Origin of the sequence: Microbulbifer salipaludis, assembly GCF_017303155.1 — a bacterium.
GTDB lineage: Bacteria > Pseudomonadota > Gammaproteobacteria > Pseudomonadales > Cellvibrionaceae > Microbulbifer > Microbulbifer salipaludis.
On sequence record NZ_JAEKJR010000002.1, the window covers coordinates 1,299,207 to 1,317,479 of the forward strand.

Consider the following 18,273-nt stretch of genomic DNA (forward strand, 5'->3'; position numbering starts at 1 on the left):
GCGTGGGTATATTGCAAGAAATAATGTCAATATTCTCCGATTATCGGGTGAATGTCCGGTCTGGTGAAATTGGTGGTGACAGTGGAGACAAGGTCTACCTGTCGGCGCCGGGTCTGCTGGTAGCCCAGTACCAGTCCATTGAAAAGTCCCTGCACCGGGTACGCGGTGTGCGCCAGGTGCGGCGCATCGAGCTGATTCCCTCGGAGCGGCGTCATTTTGAGCTGGATACCCTGCTGCGCCATGTAAAGGACCCGGTTCTGTCGGTGGATCGTGAGGGGCGCATCGTGGCGGCCAACCAGGCGGCCGCGCGCGCCTTCGGCATCAGTCATAGCCAGGTTGCCGGTATGTCGCTACAGCGGTTTTTACCCAGGTTGCAGTTGGCGGAGCTGCTGCGCGGGATTACGGCGCCACGCTACGGCTTTCCCGTCACCGTGCGCGGCCAGGCGTTCACACTGGATTGGTCGCCGATTGCGCTGGCGGAAGCGCCCGGTGCGGTGGCGTCTCTGGCCGGTGCGGTGCTTACTCTGCAGCCGCGTGAAGGGGCGCAGGAACTAGCGGTGCCATTGCCGCAGGTACTGTGGGACCTCGACAAGCGCCGCGAGAGCTGTTTGCGCCTGCAGCAGATGGCGCCACTGCGGGAGCCGCTGTTGATCTGCGGTGAGCGAGGAACCGGCAAATCCACGTTCATGCGGGCGGCTTACTACCTCAGCCCGCTGGCGGAGCAGGGACAGGTGCGCGTGTTCTCCGGCGCGGTCTTTGGCGAACCACAGCTGGCGGAAGTGAAGGGCCTGTTCAGTGACACCATGGTGTTGCTGGACGACGCGGATACCGTTGCGATGCGCGTGCAGCAGGCACTGGCGGAGGCGCTGTTAAAAGGTTCTATCCGCGCTCGGCTGGTGCTGTCTGCGCATGCGCTTGAAACTCTGGCAGTCCCTCTGCAGCAGCTACTGGAGCCGCAGTGTGTTTATTTGCCGCCGCTTCGGGCCATGCGTCCGGCGCTGGGCGGATTTGCGGAAAAATTGCTTGAAAACACCGCTGCCGAGCTTTCCGCCAGCGCCAGGGAGGCACTGATGCTGCGCGATTGGCCGACAAACCTGTCAGGCTTGAGCGACTGCCTGATGGCGGCCGCAGCCCACACTGCGGCGCGCGGTGCACCGGTGGTGGAGCTGGCTGATTTGCCGAGCGTTAACGCGCGCGAAATCTTGCCCTGGCAGGAGTGGGGGCGAGGGCTGACACTGAAGCAGCAGATGGAAAAGGTGGAGCGTTCGATTCTGCAGGAGCAGCTCGCCTCACACAGTGGCGGCAGCCACTCCACCCGGGACCTGGCTGGGCGGCTGGGTATCTCTCATACTGCGATTGCCAACAAGTTGCGCAAGTACGGCCTGGTGCCTGAAGCGTCGGGCGATTAACGCTGGATGTTGCCCAGCAGAATGTCCTTGAACATGACGAAGTCCCCCCACAGGGAGTAGAGCGGGTTCTTGAAGGTGGCCGGGCGGTTGTGCTCGAAAAAGAAGTGCCCCGCCCAGGCAAATCCGTAACCGGCGACCGGCAGCGCAGCGAGCAGCTTCCAGTTTTGTGTGGCCAGCGCGGCGATGAACAGGCCGATGACCAGTGCGGTACCCACAAAATGCAGCCGGCGACAGGTCAGGTTGCGGTGCTCGCTCAGGTAGTAGGGATAAAACTCCCTGAACGAGTTAAAGCGGGGTGCGGGTTTGTCTTGGTTGACAGGGGTTCCAGCCATTGCGCGAATCTCTTTTCGGTCGTCTTATTGTTTGATTGCCGTGATTTTACGGGGTCCGGTGGGCCAGCACTGGTTTACTCAGGACAGCCTTGTTCCCCAGTGTATGGCGGTGCGGGATTTAGACCAATCGATTCCAAATCTGTTAATGTTCACGCCTTCAAAATTGTGATCACGTTTTAATTCCAGGGTAAATCTATGGCCGGCCCACTCGCTCACCTCAAAGTTCTTGATCTCAGCCGGATTCTGGCGGGCCCTTGGGCCAGCCAGGTTTTGGCGGACTTCGGTGCCGAAGTTATCAAGGTGGAGCGGCCGGGCAAGGGCGACGATACCCGACAGTGGGGGCCTCCGTACCTGCAGGATGCAGCAGGGCAGGACACTGCCGATGCGGCCTACTATCTGAGCGCCAACCGCGGCAAGAAGTCCATTACCGTGGATATCACTCACCCGCGTGGCCAGGCGTTGCTCAGGGAGCTGGTCAAACAGTGCGACATCGTGCTGGAAAATTACAAAGTGGGTGGTTTGGAAAAGTACGGCCTCGATTACGCATCCATCAAGGCCATTCACCCGGGCATCATTTACTGCTCCATTACCGGATTCGGGCAGACCGGGCCCTACGCACAGCGTGCGGGGTACGATGCCATGATTCAGGGCATGGGGGGCTTGATGAGCCTCACCGGGGTGCCAGAAGGGCAGCCCGGGGCCGGGCCACAGAAAGTGGGCGTGGCGGTGGCGGACCTGATGACGGGCATGTACGCGGTGGCCGGCGTACTGGCGGCCGTGATTCACCGGGACCGAACGGGCGAAGGGCAGCAGATCGACCTCGCGCTGCTGGATACCCAGGTGGCCTGGCTCGCCAATCAGGCACAAAACTTCCTCACCTCCGGCAAGAGCCCTGAGCGCCAGGGCACGGCGCACCCGAATATCGTGCCGTACCAGGCGGTGCCCGCCAGCGATGGCTACTTCATGCTTGCCGTGGGCAATGACAGTCAGTTTAAAAAGTTTTGCGAAATCGCCGGCTTGTCCGCGCTGGCCACCGATCCGGCCTACGCCACCAACAGTGCCCGGGTGCAGGCCCGCGACCAGCTGATACCGGTGATCGAGCGTGCAACCCGCGAGCGGGCGTCGTCGTGGTGGCTGGAGAAACTGAGCGCCGCACATGTGCCCTGTGGCCCAATCAATACGCTTGAGCAGGTGTTTGCCGACCCTCAGGTGCAGGCGCGTGGCATGGTGTTGGAGCAGGATCATCCCGCTGCGGGCAAGGTGAAGACTGTGCGCAACCCGCTGGGCTTTTCCGCGTCGCCGCTGGATTACTCCCAGGCACCGCCGACCCTGGGGCAGCACACCGACGAAGTTCTGTCGCAACAGCTTTGCCTCGACGATGATGAGATCGCCGCTCTGCACAGTGACGGCGTGGTGTAATCGGCGGTGAGTGGGCCCGGAAGTGAATTCGGCGTCAATTGTGTAGAAACACACGCAGCACGCCACGAAGAATACGGTGACTACGCTAGTATCAATGCCTAGTATCAATACAGGGCTTTGAGGATGAGGGGATGGAACCTGCTCAGAAACGACGTTTGCCAAAAAATCTGCAGCTGGTCTTTCGTCGCATAGGCGAGCAATTACAGGCCCGTTACCAAGCTCGCTCTCGTTGTGCGCTGGCAGCTTCCCTCAGCGAGCGCCAGATCAGTCCAGCGCACGGCGGCGGAATATTGGCAGAGGCTGATCCACTGCCGCCTGATAGCTGTCGTTGAAGTCGCGCATGGAGCCCAGCAGGTTTTCGAGCGGTTCATCGCCCTGGTAGGCAAAGGCATTGAAGCCGCAGCGGGTCAGGTAAGTGAGCTGGTCGCGAATGAAGTTGCCCACTGCCCGCAGTTCACCCGTGTATCCGTAGCGCTCGCGCAACAGGCGGCCCAAGGTGAAGCCGCGGCCGTCTGTGAACGCGGGGAAGTGTGCCGCGATCAGTGGCAGCGCCTTGGCGTCGTCACCGAGCAGGTCCGCGGTCTCGTCGCTGTCCAGCCAGACCCCAATTTCCTCACGACGATCGTGCAGTTGTTCGCGCAACTCGAGCCACAGGCTGAGCGGCAGAATCACCTTACCGGGTGCCAGGCTGTCGGCGGTGATCTGTGCTTCACCGCCCAGTGGCAGCAGGTTCCATTGGTTGGATGCCACGGCACCATCCAGGATCAGCTGGGCAGGGTTTTCCGGTTGTTCTCCCACGGGCTTTTTCACGGCGGGCTCAGCTGGCTTTGGCATACACGCGCTCCTTGAATGGCTGCAGCCCAATACGGTTGTAGGTGTCGATGAAAAACTCTTCCGGCTGACGATTCTCGACAAACACATCGAGAATTTTTTCGATGGTTTCAGGCATTTCGTCGCGGGAGAAGCTGGGGCCCAGGACTTTGCCAAGGCTGGCTTTCTTGGTCGAATTACCGCCCAGCTGGATCTGGTAAAACTCTTCGCCTTTTTTGTCCACACCGAGGATGCCGATATGGCCGATGTGGTGATGGCCACAGGCGTTCATGCACCCGGAGATGTTCAGATCCAGGTCCCCCAAGTCATAGAGGTAATCCAGGTCGTCAAACTTGCGCTGGATTGCCTCCGCCACCGGAATGGATTTGGCGTTGGCCAGTGAGCAGTAATCGCCGCCGGGGCAGCAGATCATATCGGTGAGGGTCCCAATGTTCGGGGTGGCGAAGCCATGCTTGCGGGCCTCCTGCCACAGTGCGAACAGTTGTTCCTGCTCCACGTCGGCGAGCACCACGTTCTGTTCGTGGGTGACACGAACTTCGCCAAAGCTGTATTTATCGGCCAGCTCAGCGATGGCCTCCAGCTGGCGGTCGGTTACGTCACCGGGTGGAATACCGGTGGGCTTGGTGCTCAGGGTCACGGACTGATAGCCATTTACCCGGTGGGGGAAGGTATTGCGCTCCAGCCAGCGGGCGAAGGCTTTGTCTTCACCAGCCTGGTCGCGCAGCACCGCGTCACCGTGGCCATCGGTAAACGACTTGTATGCGGGTTCGGGGAAGAACCGCTTGGCCCACGTAATGGCTTCTGGCGTCAGTTGGTCGGCACCGTCCTTTATCTGTTCCCACTCGGCTTCAACGTGGCGAGCGAAGGCTTCCGACCCCATCGCTTTTACCAGGATCTTGATGCGCGCCTTGAACTTGTTGTCGCGACGGCCCAGCTGGTTGTAGACACGCACGATGGCTTCCAGATAGGACAGCAGGTCGGTCTCGGGCAGGAAGTCGCGAATCGCAGCGCCGAGGATGGGTGTGCGGCCGAGGCCACCACCGACAAACACCTGAAAACCGGTCTCTCCCTGCGCGTTTTTCACGATCTGAAGGCCAATATCGTGCGCGCGGATGGCGGCGCGGTCTTCATTGGCGCCGCAGACTGCGATTTTGAATTTCCGTGGCAGGAAGGCAAATTCCGGGTGGAAGGTGGACCACTGGCGGATCAGTTCGCAGTAGGGGCGTGGATCTACCAACTCATCCCGGGCAACGCCGGCAAACTGGTCGGTGGTGGTGTTGCGGATACAGTTGCCGCTGGTTTGTACCGCGTGCATCTCAACCTCGGCCAGTTCGGCGAGGATGTCCGGTACATCTTCCAGGTTCGGCCAGTTCAGCTGTACGTTCTGACGGGTGGTGAAATGGGCATAGCCCTTGTCGTACTTGCGGGTTATATGGGCCAGGCGGCGCAGCTGCGCGCTGTTCATCAGGCCATAAGGCACGGCAATACGCAGCATCGGCGCCAACCGCTGTACATACAGGCCGTTCTGCAGGCGCAGCGGCAAAAATTCTTCTTCTTTCAGCTCACCGGCGAGATAACGTTCGGTCTGCCCGCGAAACTGGGCCACCCGTTGCCGGACCAACGCGTGGTCCTGTTCGTCGTATCGATACATAAGAGCTTGATTCCATTACTTTTTTACGCCTGTGCCCGGCGCCCGTAGGGTATTGCGGACCCTACCTGTGAGCCTGAGTGGCGCATAACATACCAGCCGCCTTATACAAAAAATAACAATTTTTTTCGCTACCTTAGTAACCGGAGGTTATAAGAGGCAGGTCGAGGCGGTAGCGGCGCGCAGTACACTGGTTGCGCCGCCTGCGGGGATTTGATCTACTTGAGAAACCGCGTTGCACGCGGTGCTGCTACCTTAAAAAACAATAATGATTTCTTGAGTGACGGAGTATTCCGATGAACGATCAAGTGGCACGAGAAGTAGTAGTTGTATCCGATGATAGCGATAACGTAGTGGACGCCATTGCGGCGGTTGCCTTGGTGGGCATTTTCGTTGCCACCTGCATTTACTGGGTAGCCTCTCAGGGCTAAAGACTGGCCTCCGGGCCAAAGCGGAGAGGGTTGTCGAAAGTGCGTTTGCCCGGGTTCTTGCGGAAGCCGGGCACTATCCCATATTGCTCAACACCATCTTCACCACCAGCACCAGGGTGAGCACAAACAGGGCGGTGAAAATCAGCCCAGCGGCCACGTACGCCTTGATGCTGCCACCTTTGAAATCCCTCTCGCGGTTTTTGTCTGACTGAACGCCGATTGCTGCGGCGAGAGTACTCAATACCACCTGCCCGAACGACGGTTTTTGCCCGTTGTCTTGTCGCATGACCAAATTCTCCTCGAGAAGCCTGCACTGCAAACGCACACCTTGGACATTGAGTGAACCCGATTCGGGGTTTGGCCGCAAGGTGCGTTTGTCAGGTGGAGCAAGGGCCGGGGATCAGTCTTCCAGGTTGGGGCGCAACCAGCGCTCCAGTGCCTGCTCCGTCATTCCCTTGCGCTCGGCCAGGCTGGCGAGCTGATCGCGGCTGATTTTGCCTACATTAAAGTACTTCGACTCCGGGTGCGCGAAATACCAGCCACTTACCGCCGCGGCCGGCATCATGGCAAAACTGGAGGTCAGTTGGATACCCGCATTCTGTTCGGCATTGAGCAGCTTGAACAGCGTGGCCTTTTCGGTGTGATCGGGGCAGGCAGGGTAGCCGGGTGCCGGCCGAATGCCGGTGTAGGCCTCTTTGATCAGGTCTTCGTTGCTCAGGGTCTCGTCCGGCTGATAGCCCCAGTAGTCTTTGCGGACTTCTCTGTGCAGGTGCTCCGCAAATGACTCCGCGAGGCGATCGGCGAGCGCCTTGACCATGATCGCACTGTAGTCATCGTGCTTTGCTTCATACTCCGCCGCCAGTTCGTCCGCGCCGATACCGGTGGTTACCGCAAAACCACCGATATAGTCCGCCACACCGGAGCCCACCGGGGCGATAAAGTCCGCAAGAGAGCGGCAGTAACCGTCACCACCGCGTTTTTGTATTTGCTGGCGCATCTGGTGCAAGCGCGCCAGTTCTTCGCTGCGGCTTTCGTCGCTGTACACGATGATGTCGTCGCCGTCGGAATTGGCCGGCCACAGTCCCAATACCGCCCGCGCGGTCAGGCGCTTGTTGTCGATGATGTCCGCGAGCATGGCCTGGGCATTCTTGAACAGGTCGGTGGCCGCTTCGCCCACGACTTCATCATTGAGAATGGCCGGGTATTTACCCGCGAGATCCCAGGAGATGAAGAAGGGCGTCCAGTCGATGGTGTCGACGAGCTTTTCCAGCGGGAAGTCGTCCAGAACCGTCAGGCCCGGATGATTCGGCACTTTGGGCTGGAATTGTTCCCAGTCCAGTTTTGGCCCGGCCTGCAGGGCCTGTTCATAGCTGAGGCGGGGGTCATTGCGCTTGCGATTGGCGGTGCGCACCCGCACCTTTTCGTACTCTTCCTGAATGCCTTTTACGAAGGCGGGGCGCAGCTCGTCTGACAGCAGATTGCTCGCCACGCCCACTGCGCGCGAGGCATCGGCGACGTACACGGTCTGGTTGCGGTTGAACTGCGGATCAATTTTGACCGCGGTGTGTGCCTTGGAGGTGGTGGCGCCGCCGATCATCAGCGGGATATCAAAACCTTGTCGCTCCATTTCTGCAGCGACATGCACCATTTCATCCAGGGAGGGGGTGATCAGGCCGGAAAGGCCGATGATATCGCAGTCGTTGTCTTTCGCTGCCTGCAGAATGGTTTCCGCCGGCACCATCACGCCGAGGTCGATCACCTCAAAGTTGTTACACGCCAGTACCACGCCGACAATGTTCTTGCCGATGTCGTGGACATCGCCTTTTACCGTAGCCATCAGGATGCGGCCGTTCGGTTTGCTGTCGACGGTTTTCTCCGCCTCGATATACGGCTGCAGGTAAGCCACGGCCTGTTTCATCACGCGCGCGGACTTCACCACCTGCGGCAGGAACATTTTGCCTTCGCCAAACAGGTCGCCGACGATATTCATACCGTCCATCAACGGGCCTTCGATGACATCCAGCGGACGTTTCGACGCTGCACGGGCCTCCTCGGTATCCTGCTCGATGTAGTTGTTGATGCCCTTCACCAGCGAGTGTGCCAGGCGCTCCCGGATGGGCAGCTGGCGCCAGGCCAGGTCTTCCTTGCGCTCGGCAGCGGCGCCATCACCGCGGTATTTCTCGGCAATATCCAGCAGCGCTTCGGTGGCGTCGTCGCTGCGGTTGAGGATGACGTCCTCGACTTTCTCCCGCAGTTCTTCCGGCAGGTCATCGTAAACCGCGAGCTGGCCCGCGTTGACGATCCCCATGTTCAACCCCGCCTTGATGGCGTAGTACAGGAAAACCGAGTGAATGGCCTCGCGCACCGGGTTGTTGCCGCGGAACGAGAAAGAAACGTTGGAAACACCACCGGAGACATTCGCCCCTGGCAGGTTCTGACGAATCCACTGGGTGGCCTCGATAAAGTCCACCGCGTAGTTGTTGTGTTCTTCGATGCCGGTGGCAACCGCGAAAATATTCGGGTCAAAAATGATATCGGAGGGGTTGAAACCGACCTTGTCGACAAGGATATCGTAACTGCGTTTACAGATTTCCGTCTTGCGCGCGAAGGTGTCCGCCTGACCCTTTTCGTCAAAGGCCATCACCACAACCGCCGCGCCATACATCAGGCAGGAGCGCGCCTTATCAACAAAATCCTCTTCGCCTTCCTTGAGGCTGATGGAATTCACGATGGGCTTGCCCTGGATGCACTGCAGGCCCGCCTCGATCACCTCCCACTTGGAGGAGTCCACCATGAAAGGCACTTTTGAAATGTCTGGCTCGGTGGCGCAGAGGTTGAGAAAGCGGCGCATGGCGGCGACGGAATCCAGCATCGCCTCGTCCATGTTGAAGTCGATGACCTGGGCACCGTCTTCTACCTGGGCAGCGGCTACCTGCAGCGCGGTGTCGTAGTCCTCTTCCATGATCAGGCGCTTGAAGCGCGCAGAACCGGTGACATTGCAGCGCTCGCCCACATTCACGAACAGGGCATGTTCATCCACTACGTAGGGCTCGAGGCCGGACAGACGCAGGGCGGGTTTCAGTTCCGGCAACTTGCGTGGCGGGATATCGGCCACCGCATCGGCGATCGCGCGGATATGTTCCGGGGTGGTACCACAGCAGCCACCGAGGATGTTGAGGAAGCCACTCTGGGCAAACTCCGCCACGATGGCGGCGGTCTGCTGCGGGGTTTCATCGTATTCGCCAAACTCGTTTGGCAGGCCCGCATTAGGGTGTGCCGAGACGTGGGAGCTGCACACGCTGGAAAGTGCTTCCACGTAAGGGCGCAGCTCGGTTGCACCCAGGGCGCAGTTGAGGCCGACAGAGATGGGGTTGGCGTGCGCGACGGAATAGTAAAACGCTTCCGTGGTCTGGCCCGACAGGGTGCGGCCGGAGGCATCGGTAATGGTGCCGGAAATCATGATCGGCAGCTCGTAGCCGCGCGCCTGGAATACCTTTTTCAGCGCATAAATCGCCGCCTTGGCGTTCAGCGTATCGAAAATGGTCTCAATCAGGATCAGGTCGGAACCGCCGTCGATCAGGGCATTGGCGGATTCGACATAGTTGTCCACCAGCTGCTCGAAGGTGACGTTGCGTGCGCCCGGGTCATTCACGTCCGGCGAGATACTCGCGGTGCGGGATGTTGGGCCCAAAACCCCGGCGACAAAGCGGGGCTTTTCCGGTGTGGACAGGGCGTCGGCCGCGCGCCGGGCCACCTGTGCGGCAACCAGATTCAGCTCCGGCACCAGGTCTTCCAGGTCGTAGTCTGACTGGGACAGGCGGGTGGCATTGAAGGTATTGGTTTCGATGATGTCGGCGCCGGCTTCCAGGTACTCCCGGTGCAGGCGTTCGATCAGCTCCGGTTGGGTCAGCACCAGCAGGTCATTGTTGCCCTTGAGGTCGGAGGGGTAGTCGGCAAAGCGCGCGCCCCGGTAATCCGCTTCCCCCAGCTTCTCCTGTTGAATCATGGTGCCCATGCCGCCGTCGAGAATCACAATACGCTCGGCGAGCGCGTCGTGAAGCTGTTGCAGACGCTGGTCACGAGACTGCTGAGACCGATTTTCCGACATGGTCATTTCCTTGTTACCGACTGGCATGTTACCGACTGAATAGTTCCGACTGGTCCGGACTGGCCGGACTGATCCCGACTAAATGGTACCGGGTGATCAAAAAAGGTCGGCAATCTTAGCACAAACAGGCGCCACGGCAGGCCCTCTGCGGGGTACGGCAGGGCACCGGAAAGATCGTGTGCGCATATCCATGTAACCAATCGTTCTACCGGCATTCGCCCGCGCGGGGTGGAAATTTGCCTAACCGATCACCAGTGTGGAGCCTAGAGTTATGGCGTTGCCATATGACCGAGCTATTGCTGACCAATGTTAAGGAGGTCCGATGAAGATCCTGATGGTACTGACATCCCACGACGAACTGGGGGATACGGGCGAGAAAACCGGCTTCTGGCTGGAAGAGTTTGCCGCCCCGTATTACGTATTCGTGGACGCCGGTGCAGAAGTGACCCTGGCATCGCCCAAGGGTGGCCAGCCGCCCCTGGACCCCAAAAGTGACAGCGACGATGCGCAGACGCCGGCGACACACCGCTTTCGCAGCGACCCTCTTGCACAGCAGGCCCTCGCCAACACCAAGACACTGGATGATGTGGACACTGAAGGGTTCGACGCGCTGTTTTACCCCGGGGGCCACGGCCCGCTGTGGGATCTGGCCGAAGATCAGCGGTCTATCGCCCTTATCCACGGGTTCTATCGGTCCGAGAAACCGGTCGCGGCGGTGTGTCACGCGCCGGGGGTTTTCCGCCACACCGTGGATGAAAACGGGGAGCCACTGGTGCAGGGCCGCCAGGTCACTGGCTTCAGCAACAGTGAGGAGGAGGCGGTGCAACTGACCGACGTGGTGCCGTTTCTGGTGGAAGATATGCTCAAGGAGCGCGGCGGCAAATACTCCAAGGGGGACGACTGGCAGAGCCATGTTTGCACCGACGGTTTATTGATCACCGGCCAGAATCCGGCCTCATCCGAAGCGACGGCCCGGGCACTGCTGGGCGCCTTGTCCTGACTGCCGGTTTTACTTGGGCGCGGTTGCGCGTAAAATACCCGACCACACAACTAGGTTATTTGCAGCCCGGTTGCGCCAACCCGGTACGATCGCCCGGTAAATCAGAGAAGGTTTATGTCAGAACAACCGCAAGAATTGAACGTCACAATCACCGACTCCGCCCAGGAGTACCTGCGCGACCTGCTGGCCAAGCAGGACTGCGAGGGCATCGCCATCCGCATGTTCGTCTCCAACCCGGGGACGCCGAATGCGGAAACCTGTATCGCCTACAGCCGTCCCGGCGAGGAGAAAGAGGGTGATCTGGAGATGCAGCTGAACGGCTTCAAAGCCTACTTTGAAGGCCGCAGTATCCCGTATCTGGACGAAGCGCGGGTGGATTACTCCTCAGACAAAATGGGCGGCCAGCTCACTATCCGTGCGCCCAATTCGCGGATGCCCAAGGTCACCGATGACAGCCCGATTGAAGACCGCATCAACTACGTCCTGTACAGCGATGTTAATCCCGGCCTTGCGTCCCACGGTGGCCAGGTGAGCCTGGTGGAAGTCACCGAGGATCACTATGCGGTGCTGAAGTTTGGCGGTGGCTGCCAGGGCTGCGGCATGGTGGACATGACCCTGAAAGAGGGTGTGGAGAAAACCCTGAAAGAAAAGATTCCGGAACTGGCTGGAGTCAAAGACATTACCGACCACTCGGATAAGTCTCAAGCCTACTACTGAGGTGGGCTGGTGCAGAAAACGCGGCAATGCCGCGTTTTTTTATGCCTGCGATTCAATCATTCATGCGCTTCTTGGTCTTGCTGGTGGCCTGTGCCGTCGCCGGGTCGTCGGGCCAAAAATGCTTCTGGTATTTGATGCGCAATTCTTTTTTCACCTCGTGGTAGGTGTTTGCCCAGAAACTGGCCAGATCGCGAGTGACCTGCACCGGGCGTCGCGCCGGTGACAGCAGGTGGATCATCAGCGGGTAGCGGCCATTCAGTATGCTGGGGGTCTGGGCGAGGCCGAACATCTCCTGCAGGCGCACGGCGAGCACCGGGGGGCACTCGTTGTAGTGGATGGCAATGCGTGAGCCGCTGGGCACCTGAATCGTTGCAGGGGCCAGGGCATCCAGCCGTTGCTGTGTGGGCCAGTCGAGCTGGGTGAGCAACAGGCTTTTGAGATCCAGCTGCCTGAGTTGCTCGAGTTTGTTCAGGCCGTGCAGGTGTGGCAGCAACCATGCCTCCATCGATGCCAGCAGCGCGTCCTCGCTCCAGTCCGGTAGCATGACGTCATCGAGCAGGTCGGCAAATTCCGTTTTGTGCGCAGCCAGAAAGCGCACCCGCTCGATCAGGGTTTCCGCTTCCCGGGTCCACGGCAGGGTGCGCAATCCTCGCTGGCGGATGGCGTCGAGCAGGGCCTGGCTGAGCAACTGGGGGGAAAGATCCCTGGCCGGTTGCTCGTCCAGCACCAGCTTGCCGAGCAGAGTCTGCTGGCTGGCGACCGCGCGACCGGCAGCATCATCCCAGCGCACGGTGGTTTGCCGAGCGATCTGTTGGTCGAAGTATTCGTACAGTGCATCCCTGGAGATGCGCGCGGCCAGCTGGATACGGGCATCGCGCCCCTGGCCATCGAGGTCGGCGACAACCAGGTAATCGACATGGGCCAGTTCGTCGTCGTGGGAGAAATGCGCACCGCGACCGTTGGACAGCAGGAAGCGCCGCTCGCGGTCGTGGCGATTTTTTCCGATACGGTCGGGATAGGCGTACCCCAGCAGTACCCCGGTGATGTCGAACGGGTCTGGTGTCTGCGGCCGGGGGCTGTCGATCTGCGGCAGCTGGGCCCGCCAGATTTTGGCCTGCTGGCGAATACGGTGTACCGCACCCTGATCAACGCCGCTGCCCTTGTGGCTTCCGCCGAGGGCTTCCAGACGCTTGTGGAGATCTCTGTCCCAGCGCAGGTCACCGCGGAAAATATCCCGTTCGGAAAGCAGGGCAGCCAGCCTGCAGGCCTGCTCCGCCAGACCAAGGCGGTTGCCCAGCAGCATCATGTGCGCCAGCCGCGGGTGACAGCCCAGGCGCAGCATGGCGTGCCCGTGGTCCGTGATACGGTTTTCCCTATCCAGGGCGCCCAGCGACTGTAACAGCGCCCGCGCCTGCGCCGTCGGCCCAGGAGGCGGAAGGTCCAGCCAGCGCAGTTCATCGACTTCGGTCACACCCCACTGGGCCAAATCCAGCATCACGGGCGCCAAATCACTCAGAAGAATTTCCGGCGTGTTTTTCGCGGCCATACCTCGCTGTGTGGCCTCACTCCACAAACGCAGGCAGCGCCCCGGGCTGAGGCGTCCGGCGCGTCCGGTGCGTTGAGTGGCGGATGCCTGGGAGATCTGCGTGGTGACCAGACGATTCATTCCGCTATTCGGATCAAACCGGGACTCGCGCATCAGGCCAGCGTCTACCACCAGCCGAATACCCTCAATGGTGATAGAGGTTTCGGCCACGTTGGTGGCGAGCACGACTTTGCGCCTGCCATGGGCACAGGGTGCGATGGCGGCTTCCTGTTGCTGCTTGTTGAGGTCGCCATAAAGTGGCGCAATGACGATATCGGTGCGGCCGCCAAGTCGTTCCCGCAAGCTGGTTTCCACCGCGCGTATCTCGCGCACACCCGGCAAAAACGCCAGTAGGCTGCCTTCCTCGTTCGTCATTAATGCTTCAATTTTGCGGCTGACCAGTGCCGTGAGCTGGCGAGTGTCTTCCGGCACCTCCCGGTGGGGTAGATAGTCCACTTCCACCGGAAAGGCGCGGCCCTCGCTGGTGACGACGGGGGCATCGCCCAGCAGGGTGGCGACGGTGTCCGCATCCAGTGTCGCTGACATGACGAGCAGCTTCAGATCGTCTCGTAACACCTCCTGCGACTGCAGGCACAACGCCAGTGCGAGATCCCCCTGCAGGTTGCGCTCATGGAACTCATCAAAGATCACCAGGGCGGTTGCGGCGAGCTCCGGATCTGACTGCAGCAGGCGGGTCAGGATGCCCTCGGTCACCACAAGAATGCGGGTTTGCGCGCTCGACTTGCGCTCGGCCCGGATCTGGTAACCCACGGTTTTTCCTACCGGCTCCCCCAGCAGGTCGGCCATACGCGCGGCCGCTGAACGGGCAGCAAGGCGGCGTGGTTCCAGCATGATGATGTTGCGCTTTCCCAACCAGGGGCTATCGAGCAGCGCCAGCGGCACCGTCGTGGTTTTACCGGCACCCGGCGGTGCCTGCAGTACCACGTTGTTACCCTGCTGCAATGCATCGCACAGTTCGGGCAGGGTTGGGGTGATGGGAAGAGGGGGGAGGGTGAAATCTGGCATGGCGGGGATTATAGCGATGCGCGCCAATAACAGACAGGGGAGCGACCGGTGAGAGAGGGCAGCAAAGCCCGGGTGCAGCCTTGCCAAGGGGGCGTGTGTCTCTGATGATATTCGCTGGGCAATCTCCATAATGGCCCAGTGAAAGTACAAATAGTCAGAAGGAAAACACATGGAACCTGAGTTCTGGCACGACAAGTGGCGTCGCAACGAGATTGGCTTCCACAATAGCGAGCCACACCCGCTACTGGTTCAGCATTTTGGCGCGTTGGTGCTGGAGAAGAATTCGCGCATATTTCTGCCGCTGTGTGGCAAAACGCTGGATATTCCCTGGCTGGGACAGCAGGGGTTTCAGGTTGCCGGTGTTGAGCTCAGCGAGCTGGCGGTGCAACAACTGTTCGCGAATCTGGCGCTCGAGCCGGAGGTCGAGGACCTGGGGCCAGTGAAACTCTACCGCACAGAAGGCATTGATATTTTCGTGGGGGATGTGTTCGAGTTGACCCGGGAGGTGCTGGGAACTGTGGCCGCCATCTACGACCGCGCCGCGCTGGTCGCACTGCCCGAAGATGTGCGCAGGCGATACACCGCGCATTTACAGAACATCACCGGTTGCGTGCCGCAGCTGCTGATTACCTTCGAATACGATCAGCGCCTTTTGCCCGGACCACCGTTCTGTGTCAGTAGTGACGAGGTGGCGCAGCACTATCAAGGTCAATACAGGTTGACCCTGCTGGATCGCGTGCCTGTTCCGGGCGGGTTGAAAGGGAAGTGTGCGGCGGACGAGCTGGTGTGGCTGCTCGGTACGCCCTCTGCTGCCTGATTGAGCACCGCAGGCTCAGTTTGAAGGAAGGTTCTGCTGCAACCACTGCACAAACTGTGATCGCGGCAGCGCGCCGGAAAGGCGGGCGACTTCCCGGCCGCGATGAAACAGCATCAGCGTCGGGATGGAGCGAATCTGGTAGCTGGATGCCGTCTGCTGGTTGGCCTCAGTGTCCAGTTTTACAAACATCGCCTGTGTGGCCAGTTCCGCGGCTACCTGGCTGAACACGGGGGCAAATTGCTGGCAGGGGCCGCACCAGCTCGCCCAGAAATCCACCACCACAGGCAGGTCGCTTTTTTGGATCATGCGCTGGAAGTTGCGGTCTGTACCGTTGATCGGCTGGCCGGTAATCAGGGGCTCGCGGCATTTTCCACACCGGGGCCCATCCCCCAGCCGGTGCCCTGGAACCCGGTTAACGGCTGCACAGGCGGGACACAGGATTTGTATCGGATTGGAATTTGTCATTTTGATCTCAGGAAGCAACTCACAATTTAGAAACCGGCACTTATTGTTCTGACCAGGCATTTTAGATACATAGGTTTCAAAGTAGCAGCGGGAGTAACAAAATAATATTCAACAACGGTGTGTAATCTCTGTCAGTACCTGTAGCCACGGTCTATCGAGGCGCGCTACCGCTGGCCGGGCTGTCGGGTGTGGGCCCTGCCGTGGCGTCAGTGCTGAATGCAGACCTCTACGCGAGTGCCATTCGCCATCGCTCGCGCGAGGCAGCCCGGTGTAACTGGTACCGGCGCAGTATCTGGCTCCTGCTTTGGTTCCTGGCTCTGCTGGTACTGCTGGTGCTCATCGGTAGCTAACGAAAAAGCGCTGTTGAGCGACTTTACATCATGCGTGCCGAGCGGAACGCGGCATCAGGCACCAGAGCACCGCCGCCACCAGGAACAGGGCGGGGACATCACCGAGCAGGTTGGCCCGTTCAGTTTCGTCGACAATCGCCTGCACCAGCATAATCCCGCCGTGAACAATACTCGACCATACCGTAAACCAGATAAGGCTGGCATTGGCCATGGGGTCTTTTGCTGCGCGGATTAAAAATACACCGAGGGTCGCATACATCCCCATAATCATCTGCTCGTATTCCGGTTGGCGCGGTGTCCAGCCCCAGCCGGACGGCCACACCCACATCATCATGGCGTAGATCCCGAAGATAAAAAAGATCCCGAAGGCGACAAGGGCCACTTTCAGGTACTGGAGTTTCTGTGCATCGTTCACGGCAGGGTCCTCACGCAGCACCGTTGATGTCGTCCTCGGTATAGCATTGATGACCTGACTAAGTATTAAATATGGCGACGAAGACACGACATATGCGGTGATTAATTAGTGAGAGGGTTTTTTATGACAAGCAAAGCAGCATGGTGGCTGAAGGCTTGGGTATTGTGCTGGGCGGTTTTCGCCCAGGCAGTGTGGGCCAGCTCGGGTTCAGCCGTCGAGCAGGCAGAGAAGGTAGTTGGGGCGCAACTGGATGCATTTCACCGGGCTGCTGCGGAAGCGGACTTTGATACCTACTTCAATATCTTGAGTAGCGACGGTGTATTTATCGGTACCGATGCGACAGAGCGCTGGCCCGCAGCCGAATTCAAGAAATTTGTCCGGCCCTATTTCAGTCAGGGCAAGGGCTGGACCTATGTGCCCAGGGACAGAACCATTGTGCTGCACAACGACGTTGCCTGGTTTGACGAGCTGCTCGATAGTGAAGCCTACGGAGAGTGCCGTGGGAGTGGTGTCCTGGTGAAAAAGGACGGGCAGTGGAAGATAGCCCAGTACAATTTACATTTTCCGGTACCCAATGATCTCGCCAAATCGATTACCCAAATGATCAAGGCACATCAATCGAAAGATGGGTAGAAAGCCCGGAATCGCAATATGCATTAATAATGCGCCAGACCTGTGCCCGATAACCTGGAGGCAACAGGGGGTTCGCTTCAGTATTCCTGCGGCGAATCCTGATTCGGCTTGGCCGGGCTTACAGAGAAAACTGAGACTAAGTCTTGCGGCAGTTGGTGGTGGGAGGGCATGGGGAAATCTAAACAACCGGAAGCGGCTTGAACACCATCAGCCAAAAAATAACCAAAATTGCGGTGAATGCCGGTACGCCCAATACAACCCAATACTGCATTAACTTCTTGAAGTCTTGATGTAGCTTGCCAGAGGCCAGTGATGTCTCTGCAAGTGACTTCAGCGTATATTGAATCTTGAGCACCGGAAGCCAGCAGATGCCAACAAACAAAAACAACGTAATAACCGCATAAAACCACGTGGATGAAAATGAGTATCCAAGTTTGTGCATCAGTAATACGCCGGTCACAAATTGGATGATCACAGCCGGTGCGGTAAATAACCAGTCAGCTATTACAACATGCCGCGCCGTAACTGCAATTGCAGCAATGTTTGAGGAGCGGTTTGCCATATACATGAAAAAGGCAATCCCGGTGCCTGTCCCCGCGATGACTACAGCACTGAGAATATGTACCATTTTCAGCAAAAAATAATTTTCCAATTTTATCTTTCCAGCTTATGCAGAGTACCGGAGGGCGAGCTTCTCTGTGCAGATGGTACAACGATTCGAGTTCCAGGCAGGGCGCGGTGGTCAACTGTCTTGAAGCACGGGGTACTCACGCGTGATGTTAATTGTATTAGATCAACTCAAATACACCGGGCGAGCAAACTTCTATTGCGGAGCAAGGCTTCGCTATTTGATGTTACTCCGAAACTGGCTTGTGGCCCAGTACGCGCGCGGGCAGCATCAGCACTGCGCGCAAGAAGGCAAAAAGGGCCTCGAAGGTAATACCGATAAGCCGGAAGGGGAGCGAAATAAGCCACACGAATGGCCAGATTAGAAGTGCGAGTAACGCGAGTGGCCAGCAGAGCACAAAGAGCAGCAGCCAGAGCAGAAATTGAAGCATTGGATGTCCTTATCGGCAGTAGCAGTGCG

At 59.1% G+C, this 18,273-nt stretch carries 18 protein-coding genes; 8 read left to right on the forward strand and 10 right to left on the reverse strand.

From position 1 onward, the window contains the following. Positions 1 to 23: 23 nt before the first annotated feature. A complete protein-coding gene (locus tag JF535_RS11165) occupies positions 24 to 1,409 on the forward strand; it encodes a TyrR/PhhR family helix-turn-helix DNA-binding protein (protein WP_207002096.1) in 1,386 nt (461 codons plus the stop codon). Here JF535_RS11165 and JF535_RS11170 read toward each other — a convergent pair. Further along, positions 1,406 to 1,741 (reverse strand): Mpo1-like protein, encoded by a 336-nt coding sequence (locus tag JF535_RS11170; protein WP_207002099.1) that lies wholly within the window; start codon positions 1,739 to 1,741, stop codon positions 1,406 to 1,408. The genes JF535_RS11165 and JF535_RS11170 overlap by 4 nt on opposite strands. Positions 1,742 to 1,936: 195 nt before the next feature. Between JF535_RS11170 and JF535_RS11175 the strand changes: the two genes are divergently transcribed. Then, on the forward strand, positions 1,937 to 3,160 hold the full coding sequence (locus JF535_RS11175) for a CaiB/BaiF CoA transferase family protein (RefSeq protein ID WP_207002101.1): 1,224 nt from the start codon (positions 1,937 to 1,939) through the stop codon (positions 3,158 to 3,160). A gap of 264 nt (positions 3,161 to 3,424) precedes the next feature. Here JF535_RS11175 and JF535_RS11180 read toward each other — a convergent pair whose 3' ends face one another. Continuing rightward, the gene (locus tag JF535_RS11180) at positions 3,425 to 3,994 is read right to left on the reverse strand and encodes a DUF934 domain-containing protein (RefSeq protein ID WP_207002104.1); all 570 of its coding nucleotides are present in this window, start codon (positions 3,992 to 3,994) and stop codon (positions 3,425 to 3,427) included. Beyond that, positions 3,978 to 5,642: a nitrite/sulfite reductase gene (locus tag JF535_RS11185; protein WP_207002106.1), complete on the reverse strand. Its 1,665-nt coding sequence runs from the start codon at positions 5,640 to 5,642 to the stop codon at positions 3,978 to 3,980. The genes JF535_RS11180 and JF535_RS11185 overlap by 17 nt, the downstream gene beginning before the upstream one ends. 293 nt (positions 5,643 to 5,935) lie before the next feature. On the opposite strand from JF535_RS11185, the gene JF535_RS16880 reads away from it, so the two are divergent. Further along, entirely contained in the window at positions 5,936 to 6,070 is a 135-nt protein-coding gene (locus JF535_RS16880; RefSeq protein WP_277987243.1) for a hypothetical protein, read from the forward strand. Between the two features lie 73 nt (positions 6,071 to 6,143). Here the strand turns inward: JF535_RS16880 and JF535_RS11190 are convergent, their stop codons facing one another. After that, a complete protein-coding gene (locus tag JF535_RS11190; RefSeq protein WP_066967939.1) occupies positions 6,144 to 6,356 on the reverse strand; it encodes a DUF2970 domain-containing protein in 213 nt (70 codons plus the stop codon). A 114-nt stretch (positions 6,357 to 6,470) separates the two neighbouring features. After that, the gene (metH, locus tag JF535_RS11195; RefSeq protein ID WP_422880009.1) at positions 6,471 to 10,178 is read right to left on the reverse strand and encodes a methionine synthase; all 3,708 of its coding nucleotides are present in this window, start codon (positions 10,176 to 10,178) and stop codon (positions 6,471 to 6,473) included. A gap of 322 nt (positions 10,179 to 10,500) precedes the next feature. Here metH and JF535_RS11200 point away from each other — a divergent pair, with 322 nt between their 5' ends. Both JF535_RS11200 and nfuA read left to right on the forward strand, forming a co-directional pair. Beyond that, complete coding sequence (locus JF535_RS11200; RefSeq protein ID WP_207002108.1) at positions 10,501 to 11,178, forward strand: type 1 glutamine amidotransferase domain-containing protein; 678 nt, start codon at positions 10,501 to 10,503, stop codon at positions 11,176 to 11,178. A 114-nt stretch (positions 11,179 to 11,292) separates the two neighbouring features. Continuing rightward, positions 11,293 to 11,895, forward strand: a complete 603-nt coding sequence (gene nfuA, locus JF535_RS11205) for a Fe-S biogenesis protein NfuA (RefSeq protein WP_066964704.1) — start codon at positions 11,293 to 11,295, stop codon at positions 11,893 to 11,895. Positions 11,896 to 11,947: 52 nt separating this feature from the next. On the opposite strand, the gene hrpB is transcribed toward nfuA, so the two are convergent. Further along, on the reverse strand, positions 11,948 to 14,506 hold the full coding sequence (gene hrpB / locus JF535_RS11210) for an ATP-dependent helicase HrpB (protein ID WP_207002110.1): 2,559 nt from the start codon (positions 14,504 to 14,506) through the stop codon (positions 11,948 to 11,950). Positions 14,507 to 14,675: 169 nt separating this feature from the next. On the opposite strand from hrpB, the gene tmpT reads away from it, so the two are divergent. Continuing rightward, a complete protein-coding gene (gene tmpT / locus JF535_RS11215) occupies positions 14,676 to 15,323 on the forward strand; it encodes a thiopurine S-methyltransferase (RefSeq protein WP_207002112.1) in 648 nt (215 codons plus the stop codon). Positions 15,324 to 15,338: 15 nt separating this feature from the next. Here tmpT and trxC read toward each other — a convergent pair whose 3' ends face one another. After that, on the reverse strand, positions 15,339 to 15,788 hold the full coding sequence (gene trxC / locus JF535_RS11220) for a thioredoxin TrxC (RefSeq protein WP_207002114.1): 450 nt from the start codon (positions 15,786 to 15,788) through the stop codon (positions 15,339 to 15,341). Positions 15,789 to 15,988: 200 nt separating this feature from the next. Between trxC and JF535_RS11225 the strand changes: the two genes are divergently transcribed. Next, entirely contained in the window at positions 15,989 to 16,138 is a 150-nt protein-coding gene (locus JF535_RS11225) for a hypothetical protein (protein ID WP_207002116.1), read from the forward strand. A 28-nt stretch (positions 16,139 to 16,166) separates the two neighbouring features. On the opposite strand, the gene JF535_RS11230 is transcribed toward JF535_RS11225, so the two are convergent. Next, on the reverse strand, positions 16,167 to 16,553 hold the full coding sequence (locus JF535_RS11230; protein ID WP_207002118.1) for a DUF6632 domain-containing protein: 387 nt from the start codon (positions 16,551 to 16,553) through the stop codon (positions 16,167 to 16,169). A 123-nt stretch (positions 16,554 to 16,676) separates the two neighbouring features. Here JF535_RS11230 and JF535_RS11235 point away from each other — a divergent pair, with 123 nt between their 5' ends. Next, complete coding sequence (locus tag JF535_RS11235; RefSeq protein WP_207002120.1) at positions 16,677 to 17,186, forward strand: nuclear transport factor 2 family protein; 510 nt, start codon at positions 16,677 to 16,679, stop codon at positions 17,184 to 17,186. A gap of 178 nt (positions 17,187 to 17,364) precedes the next feature. Here JF535_RS11235 and JF535_RS11240 read toward each other — a convergent pair whose 3' ends face one another. After that, positions 17,365 to 17,838: a DUF2269 family protein gene (locus tag JF535_RS11240; protein ID WP_207002121.1), complete on the reverse strand. Its 474-nt coding sequence runs from the start codon at positions 17,836 to 17,838 to the stop codon at positions 17,365 to 17,367. Positions 17,839 to 18,040: 202 nt separating this feature from the next. Beyond that, positions 18,041 to 18,244 (reverse strand): hypothetical protein, encoded by a 204-nt coding sequence (locus tag JF535_RS11245; protein WP_207002123.1) that lies wholly within the window; start codon positions 18,242 to 18,244, stop codon positions 18,041 to 18,043. Between the last annotated feature and the right edge of the window lie 29 nt (positions 18,245 to 18,273).

What these genes read in the sequence shown, in the direction of transcription:
- JF535_RS11235 (WP_207002120.1), top strand. Translation starts at nt 16,677, where the DNA reads ATGACAAGCAAAGCAGCATGGTGGCTGAAGGCTTGGGTATTGTGCTGG.
- JF535_RS11200 (WP_207002108.1), top strand. Translation starts at nt 10,501, where the DNA reads ATGAAGATCCTGATGGTACTGACATCCCACGACGAACTGGGGGATACG.
- JF535_RS11175 (WP_207002101.1), top strand. Translation starts at nt 1,937, where the DNA reads ATGGCCGGCCCACTCGCTCACCTCAAAGTTCTTGATCTCAGCCGGATT.
- JF535_RS16880 (WP_277987243.1), top strand. Translation starts at nt 5,936, where the DNA reads ATGAACGATCAAGTGGCACGAGAAGTAGTAGTTGTATCCGATGATAGC.
- nfuA (WP_066964704.1), top strand. Translation starts at nt 11,293, where the DNA reads ATGTCAGAACAACCGCAAGAATTGAACGTCACAATCACCGACTCCGCC.
- JF535_RS11245 (WP_207002123.1), bottom strand. Translation starts at nt 18,244, where the DNA reads ATGCTTCAATTTCTGCTCTGGCTGCTGCTCTTTGTGCTCTGCTGGCCA.
- JF535_RS11190 (WP_066967939.1), bottom strand. Translation starts at nt 6,356, where the DNA reads ATGCGACAAGACAACGGGCAAAAACCGTCGTTCGGGCAGGTGGTATTG.
- JF535_RS11180 (WP_207002104.1), bottom strand. Translation starts at nt 3,994, where the DNA reads ATGCCAAAGCCAGCTGAGCCCGCCGTGAAAAAGCCCGTGGGAGAACAA.
- JF535_RS11185 (WP_207002106.1), bottom strand. Translation starts at nt 5,642, where the DNA reads ATGTATCGATACGACGAACAGGACCACGCGTTGGTCCGGCAACGGGTG.
- tmpT (WP_207002112.1), top strand. Translation starts at nt 14,676, where the DNA reads ATGGAACCTGAGTTCTGGCACGACAAGTGGCGTCGCAACGAGATTGGC.
- hrpB (WP_207002110.1), bottom strand. Translation starts at nt 14,506, where the DNA reads ATGCCAGATTTCACCCTCCCCCCTCTTCCCATCACCCCAACCCTGCCC.
- trxC (WP_207002114.1), bottom strand. Translation starts at nt 15,788, where the DNA reads ATGACAAATTCCAATCCGATACAAATCCTGTGTCCCGCCTGTGCAGCC.
- JF535_RS11170 (WP_207002099.1), bottom strand. Translation starts at nt 1,741, where the DNA reads ATGGCTGGAACCCCTGTCAACCAAGACAAACCCGCACCCCGCTTTAAC.
- JF535_RS11165 (WP_207002096.1), top strand. Translation starts at nt 24, where the DNA reads ATGTCAATATTCTCCGATTATCGGGTGAATGTCCGGTCTGGTGAAATT.
- metH (WP_422880009.1), bottom strand. Translation starts at nt 10,178, where the DNA reads ATGTCGGAAAATCGGTCTCAGCAGTCTCGTGACCAGCGTCTGCAACAG.